Here is a 16,996-nt window from a genome sequence, read left to right as displayed (position 1 = left end):
GATTACTGGAGAGAAAACATGGCAGGGATGAGGAGAGGGAAGTGCTATTTCGCACCTGCGAAATATATTCAAAACGCTTCAGGAGGTGAGCGCAGTCAGATGTCTTTTAGCGTCGGGCGATGACGACTGACGGCCGGTATGGCTTCCGGGCCTGCCTGGTCGGCTGAAGCAGGCCGATCTTTCTGAAATTCGAGTGTCTTGCGCATGCGCTTCTTCTCGCGCGATACCATAAACACGACACCGATGAAGTAGAATATCTGAATGATGACAAGCGAGATGGCCGTCTGGATCAACGTCGTGTAGAAGGAGCCATGGATCCAATATGTCGCCACCGCGAACACCAGCAAGGCGCAGATCATGCTGACGAAAACGCGGGGCGCGTACATGTCTCTCTCCTCGCCTGATGTCACCCCGCTTTGCGGGCTACAATTTTTCATCTGTTCTTTTTCCATAAAATATATGGGCAAATTGGCATCGTTTCAACCAAGTAATAGGCTCAAATACCCCGCCGAACATGAAATTCAGGTAAGGTTTCAGGGTAAAAATATGCTCAACAAGGATATTTTCACATCGGAGGATGCGACCTCAGGCAATCGCCCTTGACGGGAATCCTGAGCAAAACGTGACGTCGAGTTGCCGATAACCCGTTCCGCTCGACCTCTCCAGACTTCGTTAACTATGTAGACCGTAAAACTTGGGAACCGATTCTCAAGCTGTCAGGTGTATGTGTGACCAAGCGTTCAGAAGTAATTGCGTTTCCCGTCAAAAACCGTCTGCGCGATATTCAGCGTTGCGCTGATATGCTGGAGACCCTTCATGGGGATCAGGCGAACCGGTTCTGGCGGGATGAATGCCGTGCGCTCGCCGCGCATTTGACGGAGTTGGGCTACGACGAGACAGCCATGCGTGAAGAGGTGATGGAGTTTCAGAACGCTGTCCAGACAACGCTTTGGGCGCAATCCCAAACCGAAGAAGCTGCGCGCCGGGATACTTACTAAATATCAGCGGCCTTTTTGATCAGCTTCTGTCGCGCGGCCTCTGGCCGCGCCTTGATGGCGCCGCCACAGAATTTCTGACGACAAGATCAGGCGTCAGCAGGATGTCCGACTGCGCCGGCTCCTCATTGTTGAGGAGTTGCAAGAGAAGCGCCATAGCATGCTTACCGATCGCGCTGCGGGGCTGGCGAATGGTGGTGAGCGGCGGCGACATGAAGACGGCTTGCGGAATGTCGTCAAAGCCCGTCACCGAAAAATCCGCAGGCACATCATAGCCACGTGCAGACAGGCCGATCATGACCCCGATAGCCGTCTGATCGTTGACACACATGAAGGCTGTCGGCAACTTGTCGCGCATGAAAAGCTGTTCCACGGCAAGCCGCCCGCTTTCCAGCGTGCCGTCGCCTTCCAATATCATGCGGTTGCTCTTCGCCAAGCCCGCGGCGTCCATGCCCTCGTCGAAGCCTGCGCGCCTGCGCATATAGGCGAGGCGAACGCGCGAATCGCCGATGAAGGCGATGTGCTCATGTCCCTCGGCAATCAGCATGTCCACCACCTTTCGAGCGCCTGCGGTATCGTCCACGCCGACATAAGGAATGCCGCCGTTGAAGATGGGCTCGAAGACGCCAACGCTCGGCGGAAGACGCGCCGTCATCGCCTGATGTCCAAACGGGAGAATACCGGTGAACAGGATGAGACCGGCGGTCTGATTGGCATTGAGAAACTTCAGATACTCAAGACCGCGCTGGGCATCGTTCTGCGTATGTCCGATCAGGATACCGTATCCATGGGCGCGAGCCTCGTTCTCCAACCCAATCAGAATATTGGAGAAATTGGGATCGCCGATATCTGGCGCCACCACTAGGATCATATTGGAGCGCCCCAGTCTCAAGCTCCTTGCCACTGCATTGGTGGTGTAGCCTGTCACTGCAATGGCTTGATTGACCTTTAGCCGGGTCGAGTTTGCAACCTTTTCAGGGTTGTGGATGGCGCGAGACACGGTGGCAATCGAAACCTCCGCAATACGGGCTACGTCTTCAATCGTGGCTGGTGGCGAATTGGACAAAGAAAAGCCTCGGGTCTGCCTGCGACCGGACACTACACACGCCGCGCTTTGCGTCAAATGGATTGATCACATCTGTGTAACGAGAAGCAATGTAAACCTTTACATTGTCCATGTAAAGGTTTACACCGACCCAGCGGAATGGGAGCCGCATGGAGGAGTGGGATGGAAACCGTCGAGAACGGCAATGCGGTGCTGTGCGCACGCCGGGTTTCAAAATCGTTCAATGGTGTGCAGGTCCTGTTCAGCGTCAATTTTGAGCTGAGGGCGGGCGAAATCCATGCTCTGATGGGCGAAAACGGTGCAGGCAAGTCCACGCTCGTCAAAGTTTTGTCTGGGTTCGAGCAGCCCAGCTCCGGTGATATTCTTCTGGACGGGCAGCCTGTGAGGCTGCCGCCGAACGGCGCAGCCGAAGCTCTTGGCATTGTCATTATCCATCAAGAGTTCAATCTCGCAGAACACCTCACCGTTGCCGAAAGCATTTTTCTCGGTCGTGAGGTAACTCGCTTCGGGGTCCTCGATCGCAAATTCATGCGTGCCGAAACACGCCGCATCCTCGACCTTCTCAATTGTCATGTTGATGAGAATGCGCTGATTTCCAGCCTTTCCATTGCAGAAAAGCAGATGGTGGAAATCGCCAAGGCTATCAGCCGTGAAGCGCGCATCGTTTTTATGGATGAGCCGACCGCCGTTCTGTCACGGGAAGAAACCAGCTATCTGTTCAAGCAGGTGCGCAAGCTGCGCGATCAGGGAACGAGCTTCGTCTTCGTATCACATAAGCTCGACGAAGTGATGGAGTTGACCGACCGGGTCACCGTGCTTCGAGACGGTCATTGGGTCAAGACCGCCCCGACCTCGATGTTGGATGGAGAGGCGATCGCGCAATTGATGGTAGGGCGCGAACTTTCTAGCCTCTACCCGGCAAAACGCGAGCCGGATGTGGATGAAGAGATCGTTCTTAATGTGAAAGGCGTCTCTACCGGCTACGTCAAGGACGCGAGTTTCGATCTGCGCAGGGGGGAAATCCTGGGCTTCTCCGGTCTGATCGGCTCTGGACGAACGGAACTGATGGAGGCGATTGTCGGCCTGAAGGGCAGGCAGACGGGCGATGTAGACGCCAATGGCGTTACACTTCCCTCGCATGATCTGCATGCCTCTATCGATGCCGGACTTGCCTATATGACGAAGGACCGCAAATCCAAGGGGCTTCTGCTGGGTGCCGGCATGGGCCTCAATCTCACCCTGCAATCGCTCGATCGTCATGGGCGCTTTGGTTATCTCAGTTCGGGCAGCGAGGCGAAAGCTCTCGAGAAGGCGCGTCGGCGCTTCGATATTCGCGTGCGCGATGGCAATGTGATGGTCGGTCGGATGTCGGGTGGCAACCAGCAGAAGCTTCTTTTGGCGAAGGTCATGGAGACCGAGCCGAAAATCATCATCATTGATGAGCCTACACGCGGTATCGATGTCGGCACCAAGCAGCAAATATATCACTTCATTTCGGCACTTGCGCGCGATGGTCATTCCGTCATCGTCGTCTCCTCTGAAATGCAGGAAGTCATCGGACTTTGCACTCGCGTTGCGGTGATGCGCGAAGGTCGGATTGTCGGCATGCTTGAGGGTGACGAGATCAACGAGCATGAAATCATGCGCTATGCCGCCGGATTGAAAACAAAGGCAGCAGCCTGATGCAGAACTCGATCAAGCGAGATCGCACGGGCAACAATCGCAGGACGGGAGGTCCTTTGTGGGTATGAGCATAAGTGAAGATGGCAAGGAAAAGAGTGCCCGCCGTTCGCGATCCTTTCGCGATGTCGACTTGCGCGCAGTGGCGCCCTTTGTGGCCCTCCTGTTGCTGTTGATCGTTGGGGCGTTGGTCAATCCAAACTTCATCAGCATCACCAATCTGGCCAACGTCGCGACCCGAAGTGCTTTCATCGCCATCATTGCCGTTGGTGCGACTTTCGTCATTTCGGCCGGTGATCTCGACCTGTCGGTCGGCTCCATGGTCGCCTTTGTTGCAAGCCTCATGATCCTGCTGATGAATTCAGGTGCGATTGCCGATCCTGCCCTGATGCTGGCAGCGGCAATCGTGTTCGCTGTCATTGCCGGTTCGCTTTGCGGATTGGCAAACGGCCTGATCACCACGGTCGGCAAGATCGAGCCTTTCATCGCCACACTCGGGACGATGGGCGTCTATCGTGGTTTGACCACATGGCTATCGCAAGGCGGAGCCATTACCTTGCGCGAACCGCAATTACAGAGCATGTATCGCCCGGCCTATTTCGGCACGATTTTCGGAGTGCCTGTTCCGATCATCGTCATCCTCGCGGTGACGGCGATCGCTGCCTTCATTCTTTACCGGACACGCTACGGGCGGCATGTAACGGCGGTGGGATCGAACCGCGACGTTGCCAAGTATTCCGGCGTCGCCGTCAACCGGGTTCGCACCATTGCCTTCGTCATCCAGGGGCTTTGTGTTGCCATTGCCGTTCTTCTCTACGTGCCACGCCTAGGATCGACATCTGCCACGACCGGAATGATGTGGGAGTTGCAGGCGATCACTGCGGTCGTTGTCGGCGGCACAGCGCTGAAGGGCGGAGCAGGTCGCGTTTGGGGAACGATCTGCGGAGCGTTCATTCTCGAACTCGTCGGCAATATCATGCTGCTCTCAAACTTCATCAGTGAGTATCTGATTGGCGCCATTCAGGGTGCGATCATCATCATCGCCATGTTGGTACAGCGTTCGCTGATGCGTCAGCGCTAATGCGGATCACAGAATCTTGGAGCGCCGCCGAATGTGTCCGGTCGGACTGGCGGTGCTCAAGAAATACCGGGCTTTGAGGTCGCCCGGCTTCAGGAATGAGACCTTATCTTGTGGGAGGAAGACACATGCGTAAAAGACTGTTGGGAATGGCTGTCGCCATGGTGGCGTTGGCAGGGGCAGCACATGCCGAAGACAAGAAGGTAACGATCGGCGTCTCGATCCCGGCCGCCGACCATGGCTGGACATCGGGCGTCGTGTTTCACGCTGAGCGCGTTGCAAAGCTTCTGATGCAGGAGCATCCGGGCCTGAACGTAATCGTCAAGACATCGCCGGATGCCGCAACCCAGGCGAATGCGGTGCAGGATCTCGAGACCCAGGGCATCGATGCGCTGGTCATCCTGCCGTCCGACCCGGATCCGCTGGTCAACGCCATCAAGGAAGTCAAAGGCAACGGCAAGTTCGTGGCGCTTGTCGACCGCGCACCGAGCGTGAACGACGACACCGTGCGCGACCTCTATGTCGCTGGTAATAATCCGGCGCTTGGTGAAGTTGCCGGCAAGTACATCGCCGAAAAGACGCCCGATGCAGAGGTCGTGATCATTCGCGGTCTGCCGATTCCGATCGATCAGCAGCGGCAGGACGGCTTCGACAAGGGTATTGCCGGCTCGAAAGTGAAGGTTCTGGACCGCCAGTTCGGCAACTGGAACCGCGACGACGCTTTCAAGGTCATGCAGGACTATCTGACCAAATATCCGAAGATCGACGTTGTATGGTGTCAGGATGACGACATGGCAGTCGGCGTTCTTCAGGCCATCGAGCAGGCCAAGCGCACCGACATCAAATACGTCGTTGCCGGCGCAGGCTCCAAGGACATGATCAAGAAGGTCATGGACGGCGACAAGATGATCCCGGTCGACGTTCTCTATCCGCCGTCGATGGTGGCAACCGCCATGGAACTGACCGCTGCCAATTTCTACGATCAGGTTCCAGTCCGCGGCACCTATATCCTGGATGCCACGCTGGTGACGAAGGACAACGCGAAGGACTTCTACTTCCCCGATTCGCCGTTCTGATTTTATCGAAGGGAATGATGAGAGGCCCGCTGTCGAAGCGGGCCTTTTTGCGTCGAGGTCAAGAGAAGCGGTTGGCGCGGAAGGGATCGACAGGGACCGACGTATCGCGCTCGCAAACCAGTTCGGTGACAAGGCGGGCCGTTGCTGCCGATTGCGTCAGACCAAGATGGCCGTGGCCGAAAGCGTAGATGACCGAACGCGTCGCACGCGATGGTCCGATAATTGGCAGAGTATCGGGTAGCGAGGGGCGGAACCCCATCCATTGCTGACCGCCTTCGGTTTTTAAGCCCGGCAGGAAGCTGCTTGCTTTTTTCAACATCGCTTCGGAGCGACGGAAGTTTGGCGGCAGGTCGAGACCGCCGAGTTCGACGGCACCTCCGACGCGTACCCCACTCGACAGCGGGGTGACGACGAAGGCGTGGTCGTTGAAGTAGATCTGGCGTTTCAGATCAAAGCTACCGGCAGGCAGGGTCGTGTTGTAGCCACGCTCGGTTTCCAGAGGAACCGTATTGCCAAGAGAAGCCGCGAGTGGCTTCGACCATGCACCGGCGGCGAGGATGACCTTGTCGGCATCGATCTTATCGCCATTGGCGAGTGTAACGATGGTGCTTTCACCGACGGTTTGAATCCGGACTGTTTCACCCTTTCTGAAGCTCGCACCACGTGCAATAACCAGTTCGGCAATGGCTTTGGTAAATTCGTGCGGGTCGCCGACCTGCGAACCGGAGGGTGTGTAGATCGCGTGTTTGAATTGCGGGGCAAGGCCTGGCTGCAACTCGTCGATCTCGTTACGCTGAATTCTGGAAAAGACGAAGCCCGCTTTTGCCTTCTCTTCCCAGTGGTGGCTCGACGCGTCGAAGCTCGTTACGCTGTCGTAAAGATCGAGCGTTCCGGTGTTGGAGATGAAAGACGACAGCTCCGGCATCGCGGCGACATGCTGCATTTCTTTTGCGGCAAGCGCCATCATCCTTGTTTGGACCCGCATGCCATGTTCGAACATGCGTGGAGAGCTGGCTTTCCAGAAGCGCCATAACCAGGGTGCGATCCTGTGAGCATAGGCTGGAGGAACGCTCAATGGTCCGAGTGGGTCGATCAGCCACTTCGGTGCTTTCTTCATGATCCCAGGGGCGGGTATCGGAATGATCTCTGGAAAGGCGAGAATACCCGCGTTGCCCGCACTTGCTCCACGTGCGATCTCGCCCCGTTCCAAGAGTGTCACGGACTTGCCCGCATTTTGCAAATAGAGCGCCGACATGACGCCGATGATCCCGGTGCCGATGACCAGCACTTCGCATTTCCCCTGAGAGCCGTTTCTTTCCATGTCGCATCCATCCGGAACGAGCCAAGCGCCGACCGCTGATCTGTCGACCTGATTAGCACCTTTAAATACTGTTTGTCGACTAAGGGCGCCGACCTCTTGAAGGGTTGTTTCCCCTTACATTGGTTCTATGGCTGCCCTGCCGTTTTTATCACGTTCTCGGGCTTGATCAGGATGTAGCTGAACCTTTGCATCTTGCCTTCCACTTTGAAATACATCGGCGCCTCGAAGGTTTGAATGCTGAGGTCTTTCAAGGTTGCGCCCATCTGCGCTTCCAGCCATTGCGCCATGCCCGCGGATTGATCCCTTGCTGTCGTCCAGACCATCAGAACGGGACGATCGGCAGTAAGCCGGAAGGCAGGATCGAAATCGTCATAGGTCGTGGTTGCGACGGTGATTTCGGGGAAGAGGAAACGCATGTTTCCACCCGTGAACCAATCTGAAGTCACAATGAGCGAGGGTGTGATGCCTTTGTCTTGAAGGTGATGGCGGAATACCTGCCAGTCATTGTTTGATCTGGATGTATTGCCGAACATCGCCTGGACCGGCACGGAAACGATCAAGGCAATAGGAATAAGCGCCATGACGGCAAGGCAAACAGGAAGCACCTTCTTGACGAAAGACGCGACATCGAAGGCTTTCCGTTCAAGCCACAATACGCCGAGAATGGGAAACGGCATGACCAGCGGGAGCAGCCATCTGTCACGGACTTCAGTCATCGTGGTGGAGATGATGACAACGAGGAGTACGGCCCCGAGGGCAAGAAAATAATGAAGGAAGAAACGTAGCCAAGACGAACCTTCTGGCTCTTGCCTTTCCAGTTCCCGTCTGGTCCCGCGGCATGCGAATAGCATCAGCGCTGGCAGGATGATGACGATCGCTGACCCCAACAAAACCCGCGCAATGCCCGTGAGGATCTGCAGCCACCGGCTTTCCGGCGCCTCTTCCGCCATACGCCGCAAGGTCACGTCGGATGCGAATTGCAGATTGTCGAAGAGCCATATGGAGTGGGGCAGAAACACCAGAAAACTGATACCGATCGTCAGAAGAAAGCGACGGTCAAAAATGCGTTCCCGGCCCTTTGGATGAAACCAAACGGCGAGCAAGGTGGCTAGCAGAATGAGGATAAAATTATATTTGGACAACATACCCAGGCCGACCGCGAGCCCGGTGAGGACGTAGCCGAGGGTAGTTGGCTTTTGAAGAAGGCGAACGCTCGTGTAGATCGCCCAGAGGCCGGTCAGCATCAACATCGTAGTATGCGTGAGATCGCGCTGCGCCTGCCAGAAGAGTTGCGGGCTGAGGAAAAATGCCAGCGCGGCAACAATGACCAGACGCTTCTCTTTCAGCACAGTATCCGCCAGCTTGACGTAGATGGCGAATATCAGAAAGAGCATCAGGTTCTTGGCGACGGCGAGGCCGAGCAACGACGTTCCAAAAATTTCGAAGAAGACTTGCTGATACCAGTTGTAGAGCGGCGGCTGGGCATCATAGCCGAGTGCCAGCCATTGCGCGAACAACACCTGTTGCGCCTCATCGATACGCAAGGCCGGAGGAAGCAAAAGCCTGACAACGATCTGAACAAGATAATAGACGCCGAAAAGAGCAATGACTGCATTCGGCTTTTCAAGCAAGCATCCTGACAACCGGTGGTAAAGACTGTCTCTGCCGGGCATGTCTTCCGCCGGGCATGTGCAGGTTTTCATGGGCTATCCAGCTATTTGTAACGCGCACCCGCCGGAGCGGCGAATGTTTCCGAGGCCACTTAGCACGAGCTGATGTATTTGTTGATGAAGAATGTCGCGTTTGAAACAGGAAATTCTCACGCGTGGCGCGCGAGACGAGGATGCCCGGCGGACCGGGCATCCTTTCGCATCATCGTCCTGCGTTATAAGCGGCAATGGCCGCCATGTTGACGATATCGCTGTCCTTAGCTCCCATGGCGGTGATCTGTACCGATTTGTCGAGGCCCACCAGCAGTGGGCCGATGACCGTGGCGCCGCCCAGTTCCTGCAACATCTTGGTCGAGATCGACGCGGAATGGATGGCGGGCATAACGAGGACGTTGGCCGGTCCCGAGAGGCGGGCAAACGGATACTGGCTCTGCATCTTCTGATGATTGAGTGCGATGTCAGCAGACATCTCACCATCAACCTCGAAATTCACATTGCGCTTGTCGAGGATACGAACGGCCTCGCGTACCTTGTCGGAGCGTTCACCCGTCGGATGGCCGAAGGTCGAATAAGCGAGCATGGCCACTCGCGGTTCGTAACCAAAGCGACGTGCAAGCCCCGCCGCTTCCTCCGCGATATCCGCCAGATCTTCCGCCGACGGCATGTCATGAACGGCTGTGTCGGCAACGAAGACGGTGCGATTGCGCGATACGACCAGCGATACGCCGATGACGCGGTGACCCGGCTTGACGTCGATGCAGCGGCGCACATCCTCGAGCGCTGTCGAGTAATTGCGCGTCGTGCCAGTGACCATGGCGTCGGCATCGCCCATCGCTACCATGCAGGCCGCAAAATGGTTTCTATCATTATGGATCAAGCGCTGGGCGTCGCGCAGCAGGAAGCCTTTTCGCTGCAATCTCGCATAGAGATAATCGATATAGGAATCCACCCGCGCGGAGAGGCGTGCGTTGGTGATCTGGATATTCGGGCGGTCGAGATCGATGCCGGCCCGCTCGGCATTCGCCTTGATGATGTCGTCACGACCAAGCAGGATCGCCGTGCCAAGGCCTTGCGCGGTGAAGGAGATTGCCGCACGCATGACCTGCTCTTCCTCCGCCTCGGCGAAGACGACGCGCTTCGGTGACCGGCGAATGCGTTCGTAGAGGCGCTGCGTTGTGGATGCCATCGGATCGCGACGGGCGGAAAGCTCACGTGCGTAGGCGTCGAGATCCGGCAGGACACGGCGCGCGACACCGGTCTCGATCGCGGCCTTGGCCACAGCAACAGGGATAGCGGAGATCAGACGCGGATCGAAAGGAACCGGAATGATGTATTGGGCCCCGAAGCGAGGACGATTGCCCTGATAAGCGGCAGCGACATCATCCGGCACGTCTTCACGGGCAAGGTCCGCCAACGCCTGCGCGGCTGCGATCTTCATCGCGTCATTGATCTGGCTGGCGCGAACGTCCAGCGCTCCGCGGAAAATATAGGGAAAGCCAAGAACGTTATTGACCTGGTTCGGATAGTCCGAACGCCCTGTCGCCATGATCGCGTCGTCGCGAATGCGCGAAACTTCTTCCGGCGTTATTTCCGGATCTGGGTTGGCCATGGCGAAGATGATCGGCTTCGGTGCCATGGAGGCGATCATCTCTTCAGTGAAGGCGCCCTTCTGCGACAGGCCGAAGACGACATCCGCATCCTTCATAGCTTCGGCAAGCGTGCGGTCGTCCGTCTTTACCGCATGTGCCGATTTCCACTGGTTCATGCCTTCGGTGCGGCCCTGATAGATCACGCCCTTGGTATCGCACATGATGATGTTGGCAGGGTTGAAGCCCATGGCCTTGATGAGGTCCATGCAGGCAATCGCCGCTGCACCCGCGCCATTGCAGACGAGTTTCGTGGTGTTGAAGTCGCGCCCTGTGAGGGCAATGGCATTGATGAGGCCGGCGGCGGCAATGATGGCCGTACCGTGCTGATCGTCATGGAACACCGGAATGTCCATCAGCTCGCGCAGGCGACTTTCGATGATGAAACATTCCGGGGCCTTGATGTCTTCGAGGTTGATACCGCCGAAAGACGGGCCAAGATAGCGAACGCAATTGATAAAGGCATCCGCATCTTCGGTATCGACTTCCAGATCTATGGAATCGACGTCAGCAAAGCGCTTGAAGAGAACGGATTTGCCTTCCATCACCGGCTTCGACGCCAGGGCGCCAAGGTTCCCCAGGCCGAGGATCGCGGTTCCGTTGGAAATCACCGCGACCATGTTGCCACGCGTGGTGTAATCATAAGCGGTAGCCGGGTCTTCGGCGATCGCCTTGACCGGAACGGCAACGCCCGGGGAGTAGGCGAGAGACAAATCTCGCTGCGTCGCCATCGGCTTCGTTGGAGTGATCTCAAGCTTCCCGGGGCGGCCCTGCGAATGGAAATCGAGGGCCTCCTGATCCGTCACCGACGTTCTCGTGCTGGCAGGTTTGGTCGTATCTGACATGAGCTTGAGGAACCTTCCTTCATAACAAACGGCATAAAATTCCATCGTTGTTATTGTATTTTTTGCGCAGCTGCCAAGTTCTGAATGTTGTTCGGTGCAGCAAAAATGAACGAGTAGATCCAACGCTTCGATTCAATCGATTGATTGCTGAAATTACGGTCGAGACTTTGTGGAACACCGTCAAGCGTGATGTCGATAAGCGCTACGGCTTTCAGATTAGGGAACTCGAACTCCCCCGTGACGTTAGGAATGTGCCGGGCAGAGGGGGGCGTACCGTGTACCGCTGAGCTTTCGCCTTAAGCTTTCCCAAACCGAAGATGGCGGTATCGGGAAATTTCTATATTGTCCGGCGCAGGAATTTTATGCGTTGGAAAGGTCTATAACGTGAATGAACAGGTTCGAAAGATTACTCCCGTACTTCTGGCAGGCGGCGCGGGGTCAAGACTTTGGCCGGTGTCACGCGATCAGCTGCCCAAGCAGTTCCAGCCGCTGGTGGGTGAACTGTCTACCTATCAGCAGACATTGAAGCGTGTCGGTGATAAGAGCCTCTACGACGAGCCGCTGGTCATCACCAATGAGGACTTCCGTTTTTTTGCGCGGCGACAGGCAGAGGAGGTCGACCTTCCTGTAACGGTCGTCCTGGAACCTGCAAGACGCGACAGCGCCGCGGCGATGGCTGCGGCTGCTGTGTTGGCCGACCGTCACGAGAAGGGTTCGCTCGTGCTGGCGCTTGCTGCCGACCATGTGGTGATGGACGAAGACCTTTTCGCGGACGCTGTGCGTCTGGGCGCTGAAGCCGCAGAGCAGGGTAACATCGTGGTCTTCGGCTTGACGCCGACAGAGCCGCGAACCTCCTACGGCTATATCAATGCCGGTGAAAGCCTGAATGGGAACCCCGATTTGTGCAGCGTGGAGGCTTTCGTTGAAAAGCCTGATGAAGAGCGCGCGGTCAGCTACGTAGAAAAAGGCTATCTCTGGAACTCGGGCAACTTTCTGTTCCGCTCCGATATCATGATCGAGGAATTGCAAAATTACGCACCGGACATTTTGAAGGCGGTCGAGGCGGCAGTTGAAAACCACGAGAGCGATCTGGGTTTCCTTCGCCTGCATAAGGAGAGCTTCGAAGCGTCGCCAAAGAATTCTATCGACTATGCCGTGATCGAGAACACCAAGCGCATGGCTGTTGTTCGGGGTCATTTCCGGTGGTCCGATATCGGAAGCTGGGATGCCATCTGGGAAATCGCCGACAAGCATAATGATCGAAACGCAATCGAAGGGCAGGGTGTTCTGCTGGATTCAGAAGGTTGCCTTGTCCACTCTAACGGAATTTTGACGACTGTCGTCGGAGCAAAAGACCTGGTGGTCGTTGCGACCAAGGACGCAGTCCTTGTCACGCCGAAGGATCGCGTGCAGGAAGTTAAAGGTCTCGTCGAAAGCTTGAAGGATGGCGATCACTCGCTCAAGACCGAGCGACACAAGCGCGCCTATCGTCCGTGGGGACATATCGAGCAGACGGATTCCGGTCCGCGCTACCGCGTCAGCCACTTGAAGGTGGAGCCTGGCCATCGCATTTCGCTTCAACAGCATTATCACCGGTCGGAACATTGGATCATCGTGCGCGGTACGGCAACCGTGACGATTGAGGATGAGACCCGGCTTCTAACCGAAAACGAGTCCATCTATATTCCGATCGGAAAGTCCCATCGGCTCGCCAACGATGGCCAAATTCCACTGGAGCTTATCGAGATCCAGACCGGTTCCTACTTCGGAGAGGACGACATCATCCGGTTGCACGACGATTACAAGCGCGAATAGCGCGACGTTTGCTTCAACTGAGCGCTATCACGCCGCTGAAGACAATCGCGCCGTGGACTGGGCGGGAAGAAGTCTCAGCACTTCGTCGGCAAGCGCGGCGCTGTTTTGAAGAGCCTTGTCCAGGTTGCTGACCTGGGACGGGTTCATCATGTGGAGATAGCCGCTGAACTCGAACATATCGCGGAAGGCTGCGCGTTCGACGATCGGTGTATTGAGAACGTTGACGTTGCGTTTTGCCAGTAGCGCCTTGGCTGCAAGCAAGGCGCGTGTGGTAACCATCGAATTGACGCGTGACAGCAGGACCGAATGCGGGATCTTGATGCCTGCGCGATCATCGAGGTAGCGCAGTAGCTCCAACACCTGCGCGCCGCCCTGGGCGTCCATCGTGCTGCCTTGTACCGGGATGACGACATGATTGGAAAGACCAACGGCTGTCGCAAGCAGTGGTGATTGCGCTCCGGGAAGATCGATGATCACGTGGTCGAATGCTTTGCGATTGTCGAGCACATGCTGTTGCAGACTGGTCGCCGAAACATAGGTAATGACGGAAAGATCGACGCGGTAATCGGCATTCTCCCGCCATCTGGAAAGCCATCGCTGGGGGTCGGTATCGATAACGCAGATACGCAGTCCTCGCCGTGCAAGCTCCGAGGCGAGTAGAAGAACCGCCGTTGTCTTGCCTGCACCACCTTTGGTGTTTGCGAATGTGATGACTGCCATAATGGACCCAAGTAAAAGAGGGAGGCGATCATCGCGCGTTGAACGCACCGCTTCATAGTGCCGTTCAATCATTCAACAATATGGTTAACAGCGTCTGAAGATGGAGGATCACAAACTAGCGTTTGTAATCTTCTGCCATGATTTCGCGAGCAATCTGATCCAGCGGTACGATCTTATCGACGCCGCCATGGGCAATCGCTTCCTTCGGCATGCCGAAGACCACGCAAGAGGCTTCGTCCTGGGCAATCGTATACGCGCCCGATTGGTGCATTTCGAGCATGCCGCGCGCGCCGTCGTCACCCATGCCTGTCATGATTACGCCCATGGCATTCGATCCTGCAGAGCGGGCGGCGGACCGGAACAGTACATCGACCGATGGCCTGTGGCGTGACACGAGCGGTCCGTTCCTAACCGAAACGTAGTAGCGTGCGCCTTGACGCTCGAGCAGCATGTGCTTGTCGCCGGGAGCGATCAGCACATGACCGCGCAGCACGGGATCTCCGTCTTCGGCTTCCTTTATCTCGACTTCGCACAGGCCGTTGAGACGCTTGGCAAAGGCTGCGGTGAACTTTTCCGGCATATGCTGGACGATGACCATGCCGGGCGCGTTTGCGGGTAGTCTCTCCAGCATTTCTCGCAGGGCCTCGGTGCCGCCCGTCGACGCACCGACGCAGATTACCATTTCTGTGGTGCGTGCCATGGCCTTGCCGGAAGGTGGCGGCAGCACAGCATCTGCGGTGAGCTTGGCCTGAACGCCGAGTGTGCCTGCCCCACGCGGCTGCATGCGTATGTTCTTTACGCGGGCATGGGCGGCACTTTTGACCACCTCGCAGATGCGAAACGCGGATTCGGCCAGATGATCGGCGGCACCGATGCGCGGTTTCAGGATAATGTCGACCGCTCCGGCCTCCAGCGCCTGAACCAGTGTTTCGGAACCGGCTTCGGTGAGCGAGGAGCACATCACGACGGGTATGGGATGCTGCGACATGATCTTGCGCAGGAAAGTGATGCCGTCCATTCGCGGCATCTCGACGTCAAGCGTAATAACGTCGGGTAGGTCCTCCTGGATCCTTTTGGCGGCCATGAAGGGGTCGGACGCCGCACCAATGACCTCGATTGCAGGATCAGCTTCCAGCACGGCAGTCAGCGTCTGCCGAACGCTAGCAGAATCATCAACGATGAGGACGCGGACTTTTTTGACCATGGTGACTTACTCTTTGACAAAAACGGTGTTTGCGACCTGTTTGACCGGCAGACTGATGCCCGTCACAGATTCCGAATGTCCGATCATGAGATACCCGCCGGGCGCCAGGCATTTGCACAGCTCTGTCAGGACGTGCGTCTGTGTCTTCTTGTCGAAGTAGATCAGCACGTTGCGGCAAAAGATGGTGTGAACTGGCTCGCCGATATCATAGGAAGGGTTCATCAAGTTCATACGCGCAAATCCCACTTTCGAGCGGAGCTTCGGCGAAATCCTGACATCGTTGCGATATTTGTCTCGCGCCTGCATGACGTATTTGCGGTGCATCGCGTTTGGAACCGGCTCCAGAAGGTCACGATTGTAGATGCCGGAATGTGCCTTCTTTAAAACGTCGGTTGATAGATCCGTTGCGAGAATGTTGAAATCCGAGATAACACCCTTCTCGACGGCTTCCGCCATGATCATCGCCATGGTGTAGGGTTCGGCGCCTGTCGAGCAAGCGGCGCTCCACATGCGAGGTTGTCTGATCCCCTTTTTGGCAAGCGTAGGAAGAGCGGTCTTTTCGAGAAAGTCGAAATGGTTCGGTTCGCGAAAGAAGTCCGTTTTGTTCGTCGTTACGACGTCGATAAGATAGATAACCTCATCTTTGAGGCCGTCCTGGCGAAACAGGTACTCGCAATAATCCGCAAAGGTTGTAAAGCCTGTGGCGCGCAAGCGCTTGCGAAGCCGTCCTTCCAGCATCGAACGCTTGGCGTCCGTCATTTTGATTCCGCAATAATCATAAATGAAGCTGGACAGCTGGCGGAAATCACGTGTGCTTATACTATCGTCGAAATTAACGCTGACAGCGGTACTCAATTACTCGTCCTTTCAGGCTGCGCGCATCGGGCCGTTGTCGACCTTCGCAAGCTCCCCGGCGTCGCCGGTGAACAGCTTTGCGAGGTCGATGATGACGACGAAATCGCTTTCGCGCCGAACCACTCCAGCGATATAGCTGGAGTTCCAGCGAATGCCGATGTCAGGCGCGGTCTCAATCTGGTCCTGCCTGAAAGGGGTTACCTCGAAGACCTTGTCGGCAACGAGACCAAGCGCCAATACCTTTTCGACGAAGGGAATGTCGAGCACCAGAATGCGCGTATGCGATGTCTTCACCGTCTTGGTCATGCCAAGGCGCAGACGCAGGTCGATGACCGGAACGCCTTGGCCGCGGACATCTCTCAGGCCGAGAAGATAATCGGGACCATGAGGGATCTTGAACGCCTCTTCGTGGTCGAGGATTTCACGAACGACGTCCACTGGGACCGCGAAGACTTCCTCGCCAAGGCTGAAAGTCACGTATTGCATGATAGATGTTGGGCTCGCCATTTGCGTGTTCTCCAGAAGTCTTGGTCGCCATTGCCGATTGAGAGATTGTTTCGTCAGGTCAGGGAAGCGGGCTTGTCGCCCACGTCCATTTGTTCATCAGCCAGCGTGTCGGAAGTCATCGTCATTCTCGTCCGGGCCACCCATGGACATGTCCAAGGCAAATCCCTTTGCTCGTGCCTGCTGGGCGTGGACAGGGCTCGACGGGGCAGGGCGACGACCTAGAGCGGCGGGCTTCGCAGCACTGCGCGAAGACGATACCGGCGCTGCGTGTCGAATCTGGGCGGAATGCGTCGGAGCTGCGGCATTTGAGCGCTCGACCTTGAAGAAGGCGATGCTCGCCTGAAGCTCTTCAGCCTGCGCAGCCAGTTCCTCAGAGGTGGCAGATACCTCTTCGGACGCGCCGGAGTTCTGCTGCGTTACCTTGTCGAGCTGCTGGATCGCTTCGTTGATCTGACTTGCACCGATGTCCTGCTCACGGCAGGCAGCAGAGATTTCCGAGACCAGTTCTGCGGTCTTGC

At 56.5% G+C, this 16,996-nt stretch carries 14 protein-coding genes and 1 pseudogene; 5 read left to right on the top strand and 10 right to left on the bottom strand.

Annotated elements, in window-relative coordinates; genetic code table 11:
* Positions 1-95 precede the first annotated feature (95 nt).
* Positions 96-386, bottom strand: a complete 291-nt coding sequence (locus tag QZ862_RS09210) for an exopolysaccharide production repressor protein (RefSeq protein ID WP_296017554.1) — start codon at positions 384-386, stop codon at positions 96-98.
* Between the two features lie 342 nt (positions 387-728).
* On the opposite strand from QZ862_RS09210, the gene QZ862_RS09205 reads away from it, so the two are divergent.
* Positions 729-998 carry a DUF6074 family protein gene (locus QZ862_RS09205; protein WP_296039217.1) on the top strand — a complete coding sequence of 90 codons (270 nt, stop codon included), beginning with the start codon at positions 729-731 and terminating at the stop codon, positions 996-998.
* Between the two features lie 19 nt (positions 999-1,017).
* On the opposite strand, the gene QZ862_RS09200 is transcribed toward QZ862_RS09205, so the two are convergent.
* Entirely contained in the window at positions 1,018-2,061 is a 1,044-nt protein-coding gene (locus tag QZ862_RS09200; RefSeq protein WP_296039219.1) for a LacI family DNA-binding transcriptional regulator, read from the bottom strand.
* Positions 2,062-2,223: 162 nt separating this feature from the next.
* Between QZ862_RS09200 and QZ862_RS09195 the strand changes: the two genes are divergently transcribed.
* From QZ862_RS09195 to QZ862_RS09185, 3 genes are all read left to right on the top strand, one after another.
* Positions 2,224-3,744 (top strand): sugar ABC transporter ATP-binding protein, encoded by a 1,521-nt coding sequence (locus QZ862_RS09195; RefSeq protein WP_296099229.1) that lies wholly within the window; start codon positions 2,224-2,226, stop codon positions 3,742-3,744.
* Between the two features lie 64 nt (positions 3,745-3,808).
* Positions 3,809-4,822, top strand: coding sequence for an ABC transporter permease (locus QZ862_RS09190; protein ID WP_296099226.1), 1,014 nt, complete (start codon positions 3,809-3,811; stop codon positions 4,820-4,822).
* A gap of 125 nt (positions 4,823-4,947) precedes the next feature.
* Positions 4,948-5,895, top strand: coding sequence for a substrate-binding domain-containing protein (locus QZ862_RS09185; RefSeq protein ID WP_296017546.1), 948 nt, complete (start codon positions 4,948-4,950; stop codon positions 5,893-5,895).
* Positions 5,896-5,953: 58 nt separating this feature from the next.
* Here the strand turns inward: QZ862_RS09185 and QZ862_RS09180 are convergent, their stop codons facing one another.
* The 3 genes from QZ862_RS09180 to QZ862_RS09170 form a co-directional block, all read right to left on the bottom strand.
* Positions 5,954-7,216: an FAD-binding oxidoreductase gene (locus QZ862_RS09180; RefSeq protein WP_296099224.1), complete on the bottom strand. Its 1,263-nt coding sequence runs from the start codon at positions 7,214-7,216 to the stop codon at positions 5,954-5,956.
* A gap of 125 nt (positions 7,217-7,341) precedes the next feature.
* A complete protein-coding gene (locus QZ862_RS09175) occupies positions 7,342-8,919 on the bottom strand; it encodes a glycosyltransferase family 39 protein (RefSeq protein WP_296099222.1) in 1,578 nt (525 codons plus the stop codon).
* Between the two features lie 169 nt (positions 8,920-9,088).
* Entirely contained in the window at positions 9,089-11,377 is a 2,289-nt protein-coding gene (locus QZ862_RS09170) for an NADP-dependent malic enzyme (protein WP_296099219.1), read from the bottom strand.
* 384 nt (positions 11,378-11,761) lie between these two features.
* On the opposite strand from QZ862_RS09170, the gene QZ862_RS09165 reads away from it, so the two are divergent.
* Positions 11,762-13,192 (top strand): mannose-1-phosphate guanylyltransferase/mannose-6-phosphate isomerase, encoded by a 1,431-nt coding sequence (locus QZ862_RS09165; protein ID WP_296099216.1) that lies wholly within the window; start codon positions 11,762-11,764, stop codon positions 13,190-13,192.
* Between the two features lie 27 nt (positions 13,193-13,219).
* Here QZ862_RS09165 and QZ862_RS09160 read toward each other — a convergent pair whose 3' ends face one another.
* From QZ862_RS09160 to QZ862_RS09140, 5 genes and pseudogenes are all read right to left on the bottom strand, one after another.
* Positions 13,220-13,912 carry a ParA family protein gene (locus QZ862_RS09160; RefSeq protein ID WP_296099214.1) on the bottom strand — a complete coding sequence of 231 codons (693 nt, stop codon included), beginning with the start codon at positions 13,910-13,912 and terminating at the stop codon, positions 13,220-13,222.
* 115 nt (positions 13,913-14,027) lie between these two features.
* Positions 14,028-15,116: a chemotaxis response regulator protein-glutamate methylesterase gene (locus QZ862_RS09155; RefSeq protein ID WP_296099211.1), complete on the bottom strand. Its 1,089-nt coding sequence runs from the start codon at positions 15,114-15,116 to the stop codon at positions 14,028-14,030.
* Positions 15,117-15,122: 6 nt separating this feature from the next.
* Positions 15,123-15,971, bottom strand: coding sequence for a CheR family methyltransferase (locus QZ862_RS09150; protein WP_296099209.1), 849 nt, complete (start codon positions 15,969-15,971; stop codon positions 15,123-15,125).
* A gap of 12 nt (positions 15,972-15,983) precedes the next feature.
* Positions 15,984-16,478 (bottom strand): chemotaxis protein CheW, encoded by a 495-nt coding sequence (locus QZ862_RS09145; RefSeq protein ID WP_296017531.1) that lies wholly within the window; start codon positions 16,476-16,478, stop codon positions 15,984-15,986.
* Positions 16,479-16,574: 96 nt separating this feature from the next.
* Positions 16,575-16,996 (bottom strand): annotated as a pseudogene (locus QZ862_RS09140) (methyl-accepting chemotaxis protein); the annotation flags it as partial.

Origin of the sequence: uncultured Agrobacterium sp. (assembly GCA_913777615.1) — a bacterium.
GTDB lineage: Bacteria > Pseudomonadota > Alphaproteobacteria > Rhizobiales > Rhizobiaceae > Agrobacterium.
The sequence above is the reverse complement of the archived record's forward strand: the minus strand, read 5'-3'. Positions and strand labels throughout refer to the sequence as shown.